Genomic DNA, 16,500 nt, shown 5'->3' with positions numbered 1-16,500 from the left:
CGGCGCCTACTTCCGCATGACGGCGGGCTCGTGCCGCCGCAGCAGCCGGGCGACCAGGTAGCCGAAGAAGACGGAGAGCACGACCAGCATGCCCATGTTCAGCAGCCAGACGCCCGTCGAGTGCCGGAACAGCGGATCGCCGGTGAGTTCGCCGGGCACGATCCGGGCGAGGCCGATGGTGCCCGCCATGGCGCCAAGGGCCCAGCGGGAGGGGATCAGCCAGGACAGCTGCTCCAGGCCGGGCACGCCGTGCAGCTTCAGCAGGGCCCCGCAGAACACCACCTGGACGATGGCGAGGAGCACCAGCAGCGGCATCGTGACCTCCTCCTTGCGCACCAGCGCGGAGACGAGGAGGCCCAGCATCATCGCGGTGAAGGCGAGCAGCGCCACCGCCAGGGTGATCTCGACGAGCGGTGGCATCAGGACCCCCTCGCCGCCGGGGGCGTTGAGGTCGACGCCGTACAGGGCGACGAGCGTGAGCACGACGGCCTGGAGCACGGTGATGGTGCCGAGCACGACGACCTTGGACATCAGGTACGCCGATCTGGACAGGCCGACGGCCCGTTCTCGCTGGTAGATGACGCGTTCCTTGACCAGTTCCCGTACGGCGTTGGCCGCTCCGGTCAGGACGCCGCCGACGCACAGGATGAGCAGCGCGTTCATCGCCGTCTCCTGCGTCAGCCTGCTGCCGGCCAGCGCCCGGGCCATCGCGCCCATGACGAAGGGCAGCGCGATCATGATGGCGAGGAACGTCCGGTCGGCGCCGAGCGCGGCGGCGTACCGGCGCACCAGGGTGCGGAGCTGGGCACCCCAGCTCTGCGCCTTGGGGGGTGGTCCGACCGCGGCGGCGGCGGTGTCGTCGGCGCGCCGGGGCTGCGAGGTGGAGTTGTCGACGTACTGGCGGTGGAAGGGCGAGTCCCGGTACTCCCCCGCCCAGTTCCGGTCGGTGTCCCGCTCGAAGGCCTCGAACGCCTCGGGCCACTGCCGGTACCCGAAGAAGGCGAGGGTGTCGTCCGGCGGTCCGTAGTAGGCGATCCGGCCTCCGGGGGCCAGGACCAGGAGCCGGTCGCAGACGTCCAGGCTCAGCACGCTGTGGGTGACGACGATGACCGTGCGGCCGTCGTCGGCGAGCCCGCGCAGCATGTGCATGACCGACCGGTCCATGCCGGGGTCGAGGCCGGAGGTCGGCTCGTCGAGGAAGAGCAGGGACGGTTTCGTCAGCAGTTCCAGGGCGACGCTGACGCGCTTGCGCTGGCCGCCGGAGAGGCTGTGGATGGGCTGGTCGGCCCGCTGCTCCAGCCCCAGTTCGCCGATCACCTCCTCGACCCTGGCCCGCCGCTCCTCCTTGGCGGTGTCCTGCGGGAAGCGCAGCTCGGCGGCGTAGCCGAGGGCCCGGCGGACGGTGAGCTGGGCGTGCAGGATGTCGTCCTGCGGGACCAGGCCGATGCGCTGGCGCAGTTCGGCGTAGTCGCGGTACAGGTCGCGGCCGTCGTAGAGGACGGTGCCGTGGTCGGCGGGCCGCTGACCGGTCAGCGCGTTCAGCAGGGTGGACTTTCCGGCACCGCTCGGGCCGACGACCGCAAGGAGGCATTTCTCGCCGACGGGAAACGACACGTCGTCCAGCAGCGTCTTGCGGCCCCGGTCGACCTCGACGACGAGGTCCTGCACGTCGAGGGAGACCTCACCGCTGTCGACGTACTCCTGGAGTTCGTCGCCGACGAGACAGAACGCGGAGTGACCTATGCCCACGATGTCACCCTGAGTGACCGGAGCGCGGTCGACGGGCTGGCCGTTGAGGAACGTGCCGTTGTGGCTGCCGAGGTCGACGATCTCGTAGCTGCCGTCCGGGCGGGCGAGCAGCTCGGCGTGGTGCCGCGAGACGATCAGGTCGTCCACCACGAGGTCGTTGTCGCCGCCGCGGCCGATCCGGACGGTGCGGGACGGCAGCGGCCGGACCGTGGTCGGCCGGCGGAACGTGCCGGTCGCGGCGGGCACGGAGACGGCCGAGGGGCGTTCGACGACCGGAGGCGGGCGGCCGACGAGGACGGCGCGCGGGCCGTCGGCGGGACTGCCGAAGCGGATGACGCTGCCGGGCCCGACGCCCCATTCGTGGATGCGGCGGCCGTCGGCGTACGTGCCGTTGGTGCTGTTCTCGTCCTCCAGCGTCCAGTGGCCGGAGTCGGGCCGCAGCACGGCGTGGTGCCACGAGACCCGGACGTCGTCGATCACGATGTCGCACAGCGGATCACGGCCGACGTGGTAGTCGTGGCCCGGACTCATCACCGTCGAGCCCGCCTCGGTTTCGAGGACGAGCTCGGGTGCAGTCGCCGCGAGCGGCCTCTCTGCCATGCCTGAATTCTAGCTATTCGCCCCTGTCCGTGCCTGCCCGGGACGGGACGGGCGCCGCGTGCGGGACGTCAGGCGGCCGGGACACCGAGGGCGGCGGCGGTGCGGTGCATGCGCAGCGCGTCGACCGATTCGGCGAGCAGCTCGTACTCGGTGGTGTCGTCGCTCGTGGAGACGCGGACGAGCTTTCCCGCCGCCAACTCCTCCGCCACCAGCTCCTGTTGACTGGTGTCACCGCACCAGGCGCGGAGCATGGAGGGGACGTCGGGCACCCCCTCCCCCACCGGTGCGATCGCGCCGGGCGGGAAGGTGGAGTCCTCGGGCTGCGGGTCGAGCCGCTCGGCCATCCAGGCCGCGCGGTCCCGCATCCACCACAGGGCGAGCGCCAGCGTGGGAGCGCGGTAGGTGCCGAGGGGTACGCCGACGCGCCGACCTCCGCATACTCCGTACGCGGTGACGTGGCACAGGAATTCGTCGTGCACGATCGTTCCCCCATAGGCGTCGCTCGTCGCCGGTCCGGCCTCGCTTTCCCTGCGGCTCATGTGCACGGCACCGTCACGGTGCCAGGGCGTGACTGCATCACCCTGTCACTTGAGTATCGCCACTCTTGACACTCTGTCACCATGCGATTCCAGCCAGTCTCCTGGCATATTCCGGGTGGCTCTTGGCCGAAACGGAACCGGCCGTCGGCCGGCCGGCATCGGGGGCCCGCGACGGCCATGACCCGCGAGGTAATCGACCGCCGGCGGGACCCCCGTCAGGCTGGTCACCACGCGGACCGGAGCGGCACGACGGGCGCCGGGACGCGGATCGGTTCCGACCACGGATACGTCCCTCGATGGAGGCTGGTTCACCATGTCCCGCTCCGACCGCTACACGACCGCCGTCACCCGCTACCTGGACGCCTGGAACACGGGCGCGCCGGACGCGCTCGCGAAGGCGGTCGCCGCCGCGTGGGCCCCGGACGGCCGGTACACCGACCCGCTCGCCGACGCACGGGGACACGACGGCATCGCGGCCGTGATCACGGCCGCCCGCGAGCAGTTCCCGGGATACGTGTTCCAACAGCTGGGCACCGTCGACGGGCATCACGACACGGCCCGTTTCGCCTGGGAGCTGGTCTCCGAGGCCGACGGCTCGGCCCCGGTCGCCGGCTTCGACGTGGTGGTCCTGGACGACCACGGTCGCATCCGCAGTGTGCACGGCTTCCTGGACCGCGTGCCGGCCGTCTGAGCGGGGCGGGCACCGCGGCGGCCGGAATGCGCGGCCGAGGAGGACCGCGCGGCCCGGCCGCCGGGGCACGGCAGGACCCGGGCGGCCACCGGTAACCGCTCGCCCCCGCGCGAGCCGCCCCCGCTCCACGGCCGGGACGCGGTCAGCCGGGGCCGCCGCACCGGCGCCGGACGCTGCGGCGGGCCGTGGTGCGGGGGCACCGGCGCCGCGCGCCGGGTCGCGGTCCGGTCCGGTCCGGTCCGGCCCGGGGAGGGTCCTACGGCTTGACCAGGGCGTCGATGCGGGCGAGCTCGTCCGCGTCGAAGTCCAGGTTGCCGACCGCCGCGACGCTGTCCTCCAGCTGCCGCGGACTGCTCGCCCCGATCAGCGCGGAGGTCACCCGGCCGCCGCGCAGGACCCAGGCCAGCGCTGTCTGGGCGAGGGACTGGCCGCGGGTTGCGGCGATCTCGTTCAGCGCGCGGAGCCGGTCCACGAGTTCCCCGGTGACCGTGTCCGCGCTGAGGAACGGGCTGTCGCCCGCGGCCCGCGAGTCCCGGGGGATGCCGTTGAGGTAGCGGCCGGTGAGCAGGCCCTGCTCCAGCGGCGAGTAGGCGATGGACCCCACGCGCAGTTCGTCGAGCGTGTCCAGCAGCCCCTCCTCCTCCGGCCGCCGGTCCAGCATCGAGTAGCGCGGCTGGTGGATGAGCAGGGGCGTGCCGAGATCGGCCAGGATGCGGGCGGCCTCGCGGGTCTGCTCGGCCGAGTAGTTGGAGACGCCGACGTAGAGCGCCTTGCCCTGGCGGACCGCCGAGTGCAGGGCACCCATCGTCTCCTCCAGGGGGGTGTCCGGGTCGGGGCGGTGCGAGTAGAAGATGTCCACGTGGTCCAGGCCGAGGCGGCCCAGGCTCTGGTCGAGCGAGGACAGCAGGTGCTTGCGCGAACCCCATTCGCCGTACGGGCCGGGCCACATGAGGTAGCCGGCCTTCGTGGAGACGACCAGTTCGTCGCGGTGGCGCGCGAAGTCGGTCCGCAGGGCGTCCCCGAGGGCGGACTCGGCGGCGCCGGGCGGCGGGCCGTAGTTGTTCGCCAGATCGAAGTGCGTGACGCCCAGGTCGAAGGCCCGGCGCAGGATGGCCCGCTGGGTCTCCGCCGGCCGGTCCGGCCCGAAGTTGTGCCATAGTCCGAGCGACAGCGCGGGGAGCCTGAGGCCGCTGCGCCCGGTGCGCCGGTAGGGCATGTCCGCGTAGCGGTCGGGGGCGGGGGTGTACAACGCGTGCTCCAGGGGGCCGGGAACGGGGACTCCACTCTCGCGCGCCCGCCGGGGATCGGTCCAACAGCAGGATCGGATGGGATTGAGCGGTCCAACCGCTCAATCCGTCGGCTCCCGGCCTGCCCGACACCCACCGCCGGGACGGCGCGCCGCGAACCGGCCGCCCGCCGCGCCCGCGCCGCCCCGGGAGCGCGGGCGGGATCGGTCCGGGGCCGTACCAACCGGCCGTCTACCCTTGTGCCCCATGGAACTGCGTCACCTCCAGCACTTCGTCGCCGTCGCCGAGGACCAGCACTTCACCCGGGCGGCCGAGCGGCTGATGGTCTCGCAGTCGGGCCTTTCCTCGTCGATCCGGTCGCTGGAACGCGAACTCCAGGCGCCCCTGTTCGTCCGGACCACCCGCCGGGTCACCCTCACGGAGGCCGGGCGGGCGCTGCTGGTCGAGGCGGAGCGGATCCTCGCCCAAGTCCGCTCGGCGCACGACGCGGTGGCCGCCGTGCAGGGGGTGCTGCGCGGCACGCTCGCCCTCGGCACCGAGCAGTGCATCGCGGGCGTCCACTGCGCCACCCTGCTCGCCGCGTTCCGCCGCCGGCATCCCGACGTGGAGATCCGGCTGCGCCAGGCGGGTGCGGAGGCGCTCGCCGAGGAGGTCGCGGCCGGCCGCCTCGACCTGGCGTTCGCGGTACGGACCCGGGCGGACTCCGACCACCTGCGCTCGGTGCCGCTGGCCGGTGAGCCGATGACGGTGCTGTGCCACCCGGAGAACGCCCTCGCGGCGGCCTGCGCGGTCACGCCCGAGGAACTGGGCGGGCAGGACTTCGTCGACTTCCACCCGGACTGGGGTCCGCGGCGCGTCACGGACGCGGCGTTCGCGGCGGCCGGGGTGCGGCGCACGGTCGCCCTGGAGGTCAACGACGTGCACAGCCTGCTGGAGCTGGTCCGCGAGGGCCTCGGCATCGCGGTCGTCCCGCGCCACTTCGGCCTCAAGCGGGAGGCGGACGGGCTCGCCGCCCTGCCGTTCAAGGGCGCTGCGGAGACCTCGTACGAGACGGTGGCGATGCTGCCCCCGCCGCAGGCCACGAGCCCGGCCGCCCGGGCCCTCATGGCCCTGCTCGGCCCCGGGGGTCAGGACTGACACCGCACGCGGCGGACGCGGGGCCCGGGCGGACGCGGGCCCGGGCGGGATGGGCGATGGTGGAGTGATGCACTCACAGGACATCCTCATCGACGCGTTCGGCCGCATCCGCGAAGAAGTCCACGCCGTTGTCGAGGGCCTCGCGCCCGAGGACCTCGACGCCCGCCCCGGTGGGACGGCCAACTCGATCTCCTGGCTGGTCTGGCACCTCACCCGCATCCAGGACGACCACGTGGCCGACGCCGCCGGGACCCCGCAGGTCTGGCTGAGCGGCGACTGGTCGGAGCGGTTCGCTCTCGACCTGCCCCCGCGGGACACCGGGTACGGCCACACCACCGACCGGGTCGCGCGGGTCCGGGGCGTGTCGGGCGAGCTGCTCGCCGGCTACCACGACGCCGTCCGGGACCGCACGCTGGCGTTCCTCGGCACCCTGACCGGTGAGGACCTGGACCGCGTCGTCGACGACCGCTGGGACCCGGCCGTCACCCTCGGGGTGCGCCTGGTCAGCGTCCTGTCCGACGATCTCCAGCACGTCGGACAGGCCGCCTACGTCCGCGGACTGCTTCAGCGCGCGTAGCCCGGGAGTACGACGTCCTCGATGAGCGCCCGGCGCTCGTCGAAGGGGATGAACGCGCTCTTGACCGCGTTCACCGTGACCGTGCGCAGGTCGTCCAGGCCCCAGCCCGCCTCGTCGACGAGCAGGGCCATCTCGCGCGTCATCGTGGTGCCCGAGACCAGGCGGTTGTCGGTGTTCAGCGTGACGCGGAAGCCGAGGTCGCGCAGGGCCGTGATGGGGTGCTCGGCGATGGACCGGGCGGCGCCCGTCTGGAGGTTGGAGGTGGGGCACATCTCCAGCGCGATGCGGCGGTCGCGGACCCAGCCGGCCAGTCGGCCGAGCTTGCCGTCCACGATGTCCTCGGTGATCCGGACACCGTGCCCGATGCGCTGGGCGCCGCACACCTGGAGTGCCTGGTGGATGCTGGGCAGCCCGTGCGCCTCACCGGCGTGGATGGTGAACGGGACGCTCTCGCTGCGCAGGTGCTCGAAGGCCGCCAGGTGGTCGGCGGGCGGGAAGCCGTCCTCGGCGCCCGCGATGTCGAACCCGAGCACGCCGGCGTCCCGGTAGGCCACCGCGAGGTCGGCGATCTCCCGCGTGCGGTCGAACATCCGCATCCCGCACAGCAGGGTGCCGACCCGTACCGGGGTGCCCGCGGCGGCGGCCTTCGCCATGCCGGCGGCGAGCCCCTCCTGGACGGCCTCCACGACCTCGGGCAGCGTCAGCCCGCCGTTCACCATGAGCTCGGGCGCGTACCGCACCTCGCCGTACACGACTCCGTCCTCGGCGAGGTCGAGCACGTACTCCTCGGCCGTGCGCAGCAGGCCCTCGCGGGACTGCATCACGGCGAGGGTGTGCTCGAAGGTGGCTATGTAGCGCACCAGGTCGCCGGAGTTGGCGGCCTCGTAGTACCACGCGGCCAGTTCCTCCGGGTCGGTGGTCGGAAGGGCGTGGCCGACGGCCCCGGCCAGCTCGACCAGCGTGGCCGGGCGCAGACCGCCGTCGAGGTGGTCGTGCAGCACCGCCTTGGGGAGCCGGCGGATGGTGTCGATGTCGATGCGGGACGCGGTCATGTGCGGAGTTCCTCGGCAGGTCGTTCGGAGCGGAAGGAGCGGAGCGGGGAGGTCGGGCGGCGGAGGGCGGGGCTCACTCCGCGGGCTGGAGCAGGTCCCAGCGGTTGCCGTAGAGGTCCTGGAAGACGGCCACGGACCCGTACGGCTCGTGGCGGGGCTCCTCCAGGAAGGTCACGCCGGCGGCGAGCATCCGGGCGTGGTCGCGGGCGAAGTCGTCGGTGTGGAGGAAGAAGCCGACCCGGCCGCCGGTCTGGTCGCCGATCCGGCCGCGCTGCGCGTCGCCGCGGGCGCGGGCGAGCAGCAGCCCGGTCCCACCGCCCGCGCTGCCGGGCTCGACGACGACCCAGCGGGAGCCGTCGGGCCGGGGGGCGTCCTCGGCCAGCCGGAACCCGAGGGCTTCGGTGTAGTGGCGGATCGCCTCGTCGTAGTCGTCCACGACCAGGGTGACCAGTGCGATGCGTCTCATCGGACCTCTCCGGAGTTATACGTAACACGTAGCGTACGGCATCCCGTCAAGTGCTCCGGAACCCCTCCCGTCCGCCACCCTCGCCCCGGCCGCGCGCCGTCGTCTTCCCCGGCACGTGCCCGCTCACCGGCGGGCGGGCCGCCGAGGGCGGTGGGGTGACGGGGGCGGTGGGGTGACGGGGGCGTGCCCGGCCGGGCACGGCCGCTTCGAACGGAGGCACACACACAGAGGCGGCGTCGGCGTCGGCGTCGGCGTCGGCGTCGGCGTCGGCCGAGCATGGCGGGCTGAGCACGCCCGGACGAGCACCGCGCCGTTCCGGTACGAGCTGCTCGGCCGACGCCGCGTCGGCGCGCGGACCGTCCCGGCGGTGGTCGCCGGACGTACTTCTCCTCGACATCCTTTCCCTGCACGGGAGTTACCAGGGGGTAGTCCCGAATGATGGGATGTGCGGCGCCACACCGACCCCCCTCACCCCCAGGGAGCCCCAGTGCCGCACTCCTCACCGCGCCGTGCGCGGTGCGCTGCCGCCCTCGCGTCGTCGCTGACCGCCGCGCTGCTCGTCGGCGCGCCGCCGGCGTCGGCCTCCGCCCCCGCGAGCGGGACGACGCCCTCGCTGAGCGTGCTCACCTACAACGTCTTCCTCATGAGCCGGAGCCTCTATCCGAACTGGGGCCAGCAGCACCGGGCGGCCGAGATCCCGAAGACCTCGTTCTTTCGCGGCAACGACGTCGTGGTGCTGGAGGAGGCCTTCGACAACACGACCTCGGACGCGCTGAAGAGCGCCGCGGCGGCCGAGTACCCGTACCAGACCCCCGTGGTGGGCCGCGGCAGGAGCGGCTGGGACGCCACGGGCGGCGCCTACTCCTCGGCCACACCCGAGGACGGCGGGGTGACCGTCCTGAGCAAGTGGCCGATCCTGCACCGGGAACAGTACGTGTACAAGGACGCCTGCGGCTCGGACTGGTGGTCCGACAAGGGATTCGCCTACGTGGTGCTGGACGTGAACGGCGTGCGGGTGCACGTCGTCGGCACGCACGCCCAGTCGACGGACCCCGGCTGCGGCGCGGGCGAGGCCGCCGCGGTGCGCGCCCGGCAGTTCCGCGCCATCGACGCGTTCCTCGACGCCCGGCACATCCCGGCCGACGAACAGGTGCTGGTGGCGGGCGACATGAACGTCGACTCGCGGAGCGCGGAGTACTCCTCGATGCTCGCGGACGCAGGCCTGGTGGGCGCCGACGAGCGCACCGGGCATCCGTACTCCTTCGACACCCGGGAGAACTCGATCGCGCACGACCGCTATCCGGACGACCCCCGCGAGGATCTCGACCACGTGCTGCACCGGGCCGGTCACGCGCGTCCCGCCGTCTGGAAGAACGAGGTCGTGCAGGAGCGGTGCGCGCCCTGGACGGTGTCGAGCTGGGGCACCGACTACACGTACACGAACCTCTCGGACCACTACCCGCTGAGGGCCTACGCCGGCTGAGCGGGCGGATCGGCCGGTCCCTTCCGCGGGGCCCGGCCGCCGGCTCGTGCGAGGCGCCCCTCGCCGGCCGGCCCGTCGCCGGCGTCCGGCGCCCCGGGAACGGGCAACGGGCACGGGGCACCGGGCACCGGGCAGCCGTGGCTTAGCCCCGCCGCCCGCGTCGGTGCGGCGCGTCCGGGGCCCGCCTCATCGGGTCCCGGACCCGCCGGCCGGGTCCGCCTGCGACGCGTCGAGGCGGGCGAGGTCCTCGTCCGTCAGGCGCAGGGCGCCCGCCGCGATGTTCTCCGCCAGGTGGTCCGGGTCGCCCGTGCCGGGGATCGCGAGCACGTGCGGGCCGCGCCGCAGGGTCCAGGCGATGCGGACCTGCGCGGGGCTCGCGCCGTGCGCCGCCGCGACCGCGCGCACCGCGTCGTCCGTCGGGTCCTCCTTCGGGCCCAGTTCTCCGCCTCGGCCGGCGATGGCGTAGAACGGCACGAAGGCGATGCCGAGTTCGCCGCAGACCCGCAGCAGGTCCTCGTCGGCCTCTGTGGTGCCGCCGAGTCCGTAGCGGTTCTGGACGGCGACCACGGGCGCGATGACGCGGGCCTCCTCCAGGTGGGTGACCGAGACGTCGGACAGGCCGAGGTGCCGGACGAGCCCGGCCTCGCGCAGTTCGGCGAGGGCGCCGAAGTGCTCGGCGACGGACGCCTGCCGCATCCGCCGCAGGTACACGAGGTCCAGGTGGTCACGGCCGAGCTGGCGCAGGTTCTCCTCGACGTGGGCGCGCAGTTGGTCCGGACGGGCCGAGGTCCCCCACTCCCCCGAGTAGTCGCGGAAGGGCCCCACCTTGGTGGCGATGACCAGGTCGTCGGGGTACGGGGCGAGTGCGCTGTTGATGAGTTCGTTGGCGGAGCGCAGCGCGGAGAAGTAGAAGGCCGCGGTGTCGATGTGGTCGACGCCCGACGCGATCGCCGTGCGCAGGACGGTGATCGAGCGGTCCCGCTCGCTGGGCGTGCCGTGGTGGAAGGCCGCGCTGCCGGTCAGCCGCATGGCCCCGAAACCGATGCGGTTGACGGTGAGATCGCCCAGCGTCCAGGTGCCCGCGGCGGCCGCGGTGATCGTCTCTGCGGTCATCGCGGCAGTCTCGCACACGCTCCCGCGGGATGCGCGGGGTCGCCGCCACCGCGGCACGGCCCGCCGGCCGTGGGCGGCGATGCGCGGGCCGGGTCCGCCGGCCCGCGGCTCAGGCCGGGCCGGCCGGCGCGACCCGGGTGGCGAAGGCGGTGAGGTCGGCGAGGACGCGTTCCGGCCGCTCCCAGTGGACGGCGTGGCCCGTGCCCTCGTAGGAGAGGAAGGCCGCTCCGTGCACCGCGTCGAGGATCGTCTGCTGGTCGTCGCGGGTCAGGAACGGGTCCTGTTCCCCCCAGACCACCAGGGTGGGGACCAGGATGCCGCCGAGGGTCGCGCGCAGGTCGGTGTCGCGCAGCGCGTGGGCGGTCTCCCGCCAGACGCGGACGGGGACTTTGACGGCTTCCTCGACCATCGTCTCGGCGAAGCCCCGGGCGAGCGGGCCGGCCGACATCGCGGCGACGAACTCCTCGGCGAACGCGCGGGGCACGGGGTCGGCGAGGCCGTCCAGCCGCTCCGCCCAGGCGTCCGCGGCGGCGTTGCCGGCGAGGGTCGCGGGGACGCCGAGCAGGGCGAGTCCGGCGATGCGGTCGGGGTGGCTGCCCGCGACGATGCGGGCGGCTATGCCTCCGCTGGACGCCCCGACGAGCACGGCCCGCGGGATCTCGGCGGCGTCGAGGAAGGCGACGAGGTCGGCGGCGAAGTCCTCCGGGGCGTAGCCGTCCGGGGGCCGTTCCGCGTCTCCGTGGCCGCGCTGGGTGGGCGCGTACCCGTGCAGGGAGGGCGGCAGCCGGCGCAGCAGCGGCTCGAAGGACCACCAGGAGTCGGCGAGGCCGTGCACGAACACGACCGGGGTGCCGCCGGGGTAGCCGGCCTCCGCGTACGGAAGGGTCGGCCCCTCGCGCAGTCGCGCGGTCTTCAGGGAGATCACGGTCACGGCGCCTGCCTCCTTCCGCCCGGCCACCCGGGTCCGGGAGCCCGGGAACGAGAGAGCGGGCGGCGATCACCTCCGACAGTACCGAGGGGCGGCACACCGCGCGCTGCAGGCGGCCCGGCCGGGTCCGGTGAGGTGTACGGGGGCGGGGCACGGGGTTCCGGGTGGTCCGCGCAGGCGGCCGGAGGGCGCGGGTCCGCCGTGCACGCGAGCCCGGGGATGGGGTTAGTGTGTCCGTCGTACCGGACACGGGGTGCCCCGACCGAGGGCTGAGATCACACCCGTCGAACCTGAACCAGTTCGTACTGGCGGAGGGATGTCTTCCATGCCATCGGCGCATGTTTCCGACGGGCTGCCCGTCGACGCACGGGCGGCCGTCTTCGACGGGGCGATGCCCGCCGCCCCCGGCGACCTGCGGGTGGAGGGCCACGGCATCGGGCCGGTGCCGGAGGCCAACCGGTACGGCGGGCCCTGGCGGCTGTTCACCGTGTGGTTCGCCCCGAACCTGACGATGACGGGTGTGTTCACGGGGACCATCGGCATCGCCCTCGGCCTGGACTTCCGCACCGCTCTGGCGGCCGTGGTCTTCGGGACGGTGGTCGGAGCGCTGCCCACCGCCGTGCTGTGCACCTGGGGCAGCCTCACCGGGATCGGTCAACTCCCCCTGGCACGGCTTGCGTTCGGCAGGGCGGTGGTGCTTCCCGGGCTGTTGCAGTGGGCGTCCTCGGTGGCCTGGGACGCGCTGATCGGGCTGTTCGGCGGGGACGCGCTGGCACGGCTGTGCGGCTGGCCGTTCTGGGTCGGCGTCCTCGTCGTGATGGCCGCGCAGGGTGCGCTCGGCGTCCTCGGCTACGAAGCGGTGCACCGGCTCCAGATCGTGATGACCTTCGTGCTCGCCGTCGCCTTCGCGGTGATCGCGTGGCGCATGCTGGACGGCGTCCACCCCGCCGCGACGGGCTCCGCGCACGGCGCCGACCGGGCGGGCGCCTTCGTGCTCACCAGTACCGTCGCGCTGAGCCTGTCGCTGTCCTGGGCCCCGTACGCGAGTGACTTCAGCCGCTACCTGCCGCGCGCCACCTCGCGCCCCCGGATGTTCTGGTGCACGCTGCTCGGTCTCGTCGCGTCGTTCGTCTCCGTGCAGGTGCTCGGCCTGTGGGGCGCGTCCGTGCTCACCGACCAGACGGCGGCGGGCGTGGAGAGGGTGCTGGGCGGCGGGGCGGCCGGCGCGTTCGGGCTGCTCGCCGTGGCGCTGGCGGCGGTGTGCAGCAACGCGATGAACGACTACAGCGGTTCGCTGGCCCTCCAGACGCTGGGGGTGCGGATGCCGCGCCCGGTGGCCGCCGCCGTGGCCGCGGCGCTCGGTTTCCCGCTCGTCCTGTGGATGCACGCCGCCGACACCGCGGCCCGCTTCCAGAACGTCCTGCTGTTCGTGGGGTACTGGATTCCCGGGTTCGTCGCGGTGGTCGGCGTGGACTGGGCGGCGCGTGCGCGCGAGCGCGGCGGCGCCCCGCCGGACCTCGCCGAGGAGTCGGCCCGGCGTCCTGCCGTGGGGCCGCCGGTACTCGCCTTCGCCGGCGCCTTCGCCGCCGCGGTCCCGTTCATGGACACCGGCCTGTACGTGGGCCCGGTGGCAGCCGCCCTGCACGGCGCCGATCTCTCGTACTACGTGGCGTTCCTCGTCGCCCTCGTCCTCTACGCCCCGCTGCGGTTGCGCCGCCGCCGGGTCTAGGGCGTGTCGCCGACGTCCCTCGTTCGCCCGGAGGGCGGCAGAGGGGGCGCGCGACACGCCCCAGCGCCGGGCCGCGCCGGTCCCGGCACGGCCCCGACCTCCGCCTCGCGCCGGTTCGTCCGCCCCTCGGGCAGGCGGGACCGGTGCCGTACTCCGAGAGGAACACCCTCATGACCACGCCGCCCCGTGTCCTGACGATCGCCGGATCGGACTCCGGCGGAGGCGCCGGGATCCAGGCCGACCTGAAGACGATGCTGGCGCTCGGCGCCCACGGGATGAGCGTGCTCACCGCGGTCACGGCGCAGAACTCCGTGGGTGTGCAGGGTGCCTGGGAGCTGACCGGGGAGTCGGTGCGCGCGCAGTACCGCAGCGTCGTCGACGACATCGGCGTCCAGGCCGTGAAGACCGGCATGCTGGCGTCGCCGTCGCTGGTCTCGACGGTCGCCGAGCTGCTGGCCGACGCGGACGTGCCCGTCGTCGTCGATCCGGTGAGCGTCTCCAAGCACGGGGACAGGCTGCTGGCGGAGGACGCCCTCGACGCGGTGCGGACCCGGCTGCTGCCGAGGGCCACGGTGGCCACCCCGAACCTGGACGAGGTGGCGCAGCTGACGGGCGTGCGGGTGGCCGACGAGGCGGGCATGCTGCGGGCCGCGGGCCGGCTGCTGGCGTACGGCCCGCGCTGGGTGCTGGTCAAGGGCGGTCACCTGCCGGGTCAGGCGGTCGACCTGCTGACCGACGGGACGGCCGAGCACTGGCTGCGGGCGCCGCGTCACGACAACCGGCATACGCACGGCACCGGTTGCACCCTGGCCTCGGCACTCGCGGTGGGCCTCGCCGAGGGCCGCGCGGTGCCGGACGCCGTACGGCGGGCCAAGGAGTACGTCACCGCGGCGATCGCGGCCGGATTCCCGCTCGGCGCCGGTATCGGTCCGGTCGACCACGGATGGGCGCTGCGCCGAAGCCCGTGAACGGGTCCGCGGGTGTCCGCGTCGGCGGCCCGCGCGCACGGGCCGCCGCGTCCCGCGCGGCGGTGTGCCCGCCGCGGTGCCGCCCGGCCCCGACGGCCGCACGTCCGGCGGGACGCGGCCGCGGTGAACAACCCGGCCCCCGCCGTGCGTACTGATCGGCACAGCGACAGTCGTCTGCTCGCCCGTCAGGTACGCGGGGACGCAGATCCGGACCCTAGGAGCACACCATGAAGGCGACCGCGCAGATCGGCGTCACAGGGCTCGCGGTGATGGGCCGCAACCTGGCCCGCAACTTCGCCCGGAACGGCTACACCGTCGCGGTCCACAACCGCACCCCGGCCCGGACCAAGGCGCTGATGGAGGAGTTCGGGCACGAGGGCTCCTTCGTGCCGGCCGAGTCGGCGGCAGACCTCGTCGCGGCGCTGGAGCGCCCCCGCCGGCTGATGATCATGGTGCAGGCCGGTTCGGCCACCGACGCCGTCATCGAGGAGTTCGCGCCGCTCCTGGAGGACGGCGACATGATCATCGACGGCGGCAACGCGCACTTCGCCGACACCCGGCGCCGTGAGCAGTCGCTGCGCGAGCGCGGCATCCACTTCGTCGGCGTGGGCGTGTCGGGCGGCGAGGAGGGCGCGCTGCACGGTCCGAGCATCATGCCGGGCGGGTCCCCGGAGTCGTACGCCTCGCTGGGCCCGATGTTCGAGTCGATCAGCGCCAAGGTGGACGGCGAGCCCTGCGCCACCCACATCGGCACGGACGGCGCGGGCCACTTCGTGAAGATGGTGCACAACGGCATCGAGTACGCCGACATGCAGCTCATCGGCGAGGCCTACGATCTGCTGCGCCGGGTGGGCGGCTACCAGCCCGCGCAGATCGCGGAGATCTTCCGGCGCTGGAACCGGGGCCGCCTGGACTCGTACCTCATCGAGATCACTTCCGAGGTCCTCGCCCACAAGGACGGGGCCACCGGCGAACCGTTCGTCGACGTCGTGGTCGACTCCGCCGGGCAGAAGGGCACCGGGCGCTGGACGGTGCAGACCGCCCTGGACCTGGGTTCCCCGGTCACGGCGATCGCTCAGGCGACGTTCGCGCGCGCCGCCTCCGGTCAGGCGGCGCTGCGGGCCGCCTACCGCGACCTGCCCGGCGGAACCCACTGGGACCTGTCCGCCACCGAGGCCGAGCGGTTCACCAGCCAGGTCGAACACGCCCTGTACGCCTCGAAGCTGATCGCCTACGACCAGGGCTGGAAGATGATCCTGGACGCCGCCGCCGAGTACGGCTGGGACATCGACCTCGGCGAGGTCGCGAAGATCTGGCGTGGCGGCTGCATCGTGCGCGCGGCGTTCCTCGACCGCATCCGGGCCGCCTACGCCGTCGATCCCGGTCTGGTCAGCCTGCTGTCGGACGCCGGCTTCGCGCGCGAGATCAAGGACGCGCAGGTGCCGTGGCGCGAGGTGGTCTCCACCGCCACCCGCCGGGGTGTCCCGGTGCCCGCCTTCTCCGCCGCGCTGTCGTACTACGACACGCTGCGCGCGGACCGGCTGCCCGCCGCGCTCACCCAGGGCCAGCGGGACTTCTTCGGCGCCCACACCTACCGGCGCACCGACCGCGAGGGCAGCTTCCACACCCTCTGGGGCGAGGCGGCGCGCGAGGAGACCGAGGTGCTGTAGCCGTCGGAGCCGCGCCGGTCGCCGGCGGGAGCGGACCGGCCCGGGCACCGCGGTGTCCGGGCGTCCTCGCCGGTGCGGGCCGGCTCCGCCGCCGGCGGGCGGGGCCGCATCGGGGCGGGCGCGACGGCGGGCGTCCCGCGCCCGGTCCGGATGCGCGCCGGGTCCGGATGCGCGCCGGGTCCGGATGCGCGCCGGGTCCGGATGCGCCGCTGCGCGAGGGAGGGCCGGGGGCGCGCGCCCGCGTCCCGGCGTCGCGGCCCGGCCGCGCGCTCGGCGGCCGGTGAGCAGCCTCGGAGGGTTCCGGCGACGCCTGGGCACGTGGGCAGGCGTGCGCCCTGCGGCACGGACGGCCCGGGCAGACCCGGACAGCTCGGACGGCGTGGAGGTCACCGGCGGCGCGGACAGCCCGGACGGGGCGAGGAGGTCACGGACGGCGCGGCCGGCCTGGACGGCGTGGGGAACGTTCGGACTCGGCACGGGCGGTTCGCGGTCCGCGTCGGCGTCCGGTGAGGGAACCCCGGCCGAGCCGTGACGCCGCTCTGACCGGGCAC

Annotated in this window: 14 protein-coding genes and 1 riboswitch; of the genes, 7 read left to right on the top strand and 7 right to left on the bottom strand. The window is 74.1% G+C overall.

Features of this window, described 5'->3' with window-relative positions:
• Positions 1 to 6 precede the first annotated feature (6 nt).
• Both ACGFS9_RS27730 and ACGFS9_RS27725 read right to left on the bottom strand, forming a co-directional pair.
• On the bottom strand, positions 7 to 2,349 hold the full coding sequence (locus ACGFS9_RS27730) for an FHA domain-containing protein (protein ID WP_393256944.1): 2,343 nt from the start codon (positions 2,347 to 2,349) through the stop codon (positions 7 to 9).
• 68 nt (positions 2,350 to 2,417) lie between these two features.
• On the bottom strand, positions 2,418 to 2,828 hold the full coding sequence (locus ACGFS9_RS27725; RefSeq protein ID WP_393256992.1) for a hypothetical protein: 411 nt from the start codon (positions 2,826 to 2,828) through the stop codon (positions 2,418 to 2,420).
• A gap of 373 nt (positions 2,829 to 3,201) precedes the next feature.
• Here ACGFS9_RS27725 and ACGFS9_RS27720 point away from each other — a divergent pair, with 373 nt between their 5' ends.
• Entirely contained in the window at positions 3,202 to 3,579 is a 378-nt protein-coding gene (locus ACGFS9_RS27720; protein WP_393256943.1) for a nuclear transport factor 2 family protein, read from the top strand.
• A gap of 256 nt (positions 3,580 to 3,835) precedes the next feature.
• Here ACGFS9_RS27720 and mgrA read toward each other — a convergent pair whose 3' ends face one another.
• Positions 3,836 to 4,828: an L-glyceraldehyde 3-phosphate reductase gene (gene mgrA / locus ACGFS9_RS27715; protein WP_393256942.1), complete on the bottom strand. Its 993-nt coding sequence runs from the start codon at positions 4,826 to 4,828 to the stop codon at positions 3,836 to 3,838.
• A gap of 244 nt (positions 4,829 to 5,072) precedes the next feature.
• Here mgrA and ACGFS9_RS27710 point away from each other — a divergent pair, with 244 nt between their 5' ends.
• Both ACGFS9_RS27710 and ACGFS9_RS27705 read left to right on the top strand, forming a co-directional pair.
• Entirely contained in the window at positions 5,073 to 5,963 is an 891-nt protein-coding gene (locus tag ACGFS9_RS27710; RefSeq protein WP_393256941.1) for a LysR family transcriptional regulator, read from the top strand.
• 67 nt (positions 5,964 to 6,030) lie between these two features.
• On the top strand, positions 6,031 to 6,540 hold the full coding sequence (locus ACGFS9_RS27705; RefSeq protein WP_393256940.1) for a DinB family protein: 510 nt from the start codon (positions 6,031 to 6,033) through the stop codon (positions 6,538 to 6,540).
• Here the strand turns inward: ACGFS9_RS27705 and ACGFS9_RS27700 are convergent.
• Both ACGFS9_RS27700 and ACGFS9_RS27695 read right to left on the bottom strand, forming a co-directional pair.
• Positions 6,528 to 7,592, bottom strand: a complete 1,065-nt coding sequence (locus tag ACGFS9_RS27700) for an adenosine deaminase (protein ID WP_393256939.1) — start codon at positions 7,590 to 7,592, stop codon at positions 6,528 to 6,530. The genes ACGFS9_RS27705 and ACGFS9_RS27700 overlap by 13 nt on opposite strands.
• A 73-nt stretch (positions 7,593 to 7,665) precedes the next feature.
• Positions 7,666 to 8,058: a VOC family protein gene (locus ACGFS9_RS27695; RefSeq protein WP_393256938.1), complete on the bottom strand. Its 393-nt coding sequence runs from the start codon at positions 8,056 to 8,058 to the stop codon at positions 7,666 to 7,668.
• 487 nt (positions 8,059 to 8,545) lie between these two features.
• On the opposite strand from ACGFS9_RS27695, the gene sph reads away from it, so the two are divergent.
• Positions 8,546 to 9,541: a sphingomyelin phosphodiesterase gene (gene sph, locus ACGFS9_RS27690; RefSeq protein WP_393256937.1), complete on the top strand. Its 996-nt coding sequence runs from the start codon at positions 8,546 to 8,548 to the stop codon at positions 9,539 to 9,541.
• A 186-nt stretch (positions 9,542 to 9,727) separates the two neighbouring features.
• On the opposite strand, the gene ACGFS9_RS27685 is transcribed toward sph, so the two are convergent.
• On the bottom strand, positions 9,728 to 10,654 hold the full coding sequence (locus ACGFS9_RS27685; RefSeq protein ID WP_393256936.1) for an aldo/keto reductase: 927 nt from the start codon (positions 10,652 to 10,654) through the stop codon (positions 9,728 to 9,730).
• A gap of 109 nt (positions 10,655 to 10,763) precedes the next feature.
• Entirely contained in the window at positions 10,764 to 11,585 is an 822-nt protein-coding gene (locus ACGFS9_RS27680) for an alpha/beta fold hydrolase (RefSeq protein WP_393256935.1), read from the bottom strand.
• Between the two features lie 236 nt (positions 11,586 to 11,821).
• A riboswitch (TPP riboswitch) is annotated at positions 11,822 to 11,916 on the top strand.
• Here ACGFS9_RS27680 and ACGFS9_RS27675 point away from each other — a divergent pair.
• The 3 genes from ACGFS9_RS27675 to gndA all read left to right on the top strand — a co-directional run bounded on the left by ACGFS9_RS27675 (position 11,908) and on the right by gndA (position 15,949).
• Positions 11,908 to 13,311, top strand: coding sequence for a purine-cytosine permease family protein (locus ACGFS9_RS27675; protein ID WP_393256934.1), 1,404 nt, complete (start codon positions 11,908 to 11,910; stop codon positions 13,309 to 13,311). Its footprint overlaps the riboswitch before it by 9 nt.
• A gap of 170 nt (positions 13,312 to 13,481) precedes the next feature.
• A complete protein-coding gene (gene thiD / locus ACGFS9_RS27670; protein WP_393256933.1) occupies positions 13,482 to 14,279 on the top strand; it encodes a bifunctional hydroxymethylpyrimidine kinase/phosphomethylpyrimidine kinase in 798 nt (265 codons plus the stop codon).
• Between the two features lie 227 nt (positions 14,280 to 14,506).
• Positions 14,507 to 15,949 carry an NADP-dependent phosphogluconate dehydrogenase gene (gene gndA / locus ACGFS9_RS27665; protein WP_393256932.1) on the top strand — a complete coding sequence of 481 codons (1,443 nt, stop codon included), beginning with the start codon at positions 14,507 to 14,509 and terminating at the stop codon, positions 15,947 to 15,949.
• The last annotated feature ends 551 nt before the right edge of the window (positions 15,950 to 16,500 follow it).

It is taken from the genome of Streptomyces sp. NPDC048566, assembly GCF_043199735.1.
Lineage (GTDB): Bacteria > Actinomycetota > Actinomycetes > Streptomycetales > Streptomycetaceae > Streptomyces.
Note: the sequence above shows the minus strand (reverse complement) of the source record. Positions and strands in the feature narration are given on the sequence as shown.